The organism is Stenotrophomonas sp. TWI809 (assembly GCF_039673205.1).
In the GTDB taxonomy this organism is placed as follows: domain Bacteria; phylum Pseudomonadota; class Gammaproteobacteria; order Xanthomonadales; family Xanthomonadaceae; genus Stenotrophomonas.
The window spans coordinates 1-323 of sequence record NZ_JBDJLE010000059.1 but is presented as its reverse complement, the minus strand read 5'-3'; the positions used below and the strand labels follow the sequence as shown (position 1 = coordinate 323).

Annotated in this window: 1 protein-coding gene; it reads right to left on the bottom strand. The window is 60.1% G+C overall.

Translation table 11 applies throughout. From position 1 onward, the window contains the following. The coding region (locus ABE472_RS18850; protein WP_346466786.1) for a hypothetical protein at nt 1-194 on the bottom strand (194 nt) is incomplete at its 3' end. Between the last annotated feature and the right edge of the window lie 129 nt (nt 195-323).

The following is a 323-nucleotide window of genomic DNA, read 5'->3' as shown; positions in this document are numbered from 1 at the left end:
CTAGCTTCAGGTGCTAGCGGGGGCAACTTCGTGGAGGTTCGAGTCCTCTCCTGGGCACCATGACTCAGAAAATGATCAAACCCGCGCAAGCGGGTTTTTTCGTTTCTACCGCCCTGCACTCGCCCGCGCACGATTCGCGCGGCATCGGCGGCGGTCACGCTGGATCGCGCGGCGAACGAAATTTTCTGCGACATCCTGTTGACACAATCCCGGTTCTCCCGCAGAATTCTCCTCCTGAGTCGCCCAGGTGGCGGAATTGGTAGACGCACTAGCTTCAGGTGCTAGCGGGGGCAACTTCGTGGAGGTTCGAGTCCTCTCCTGGG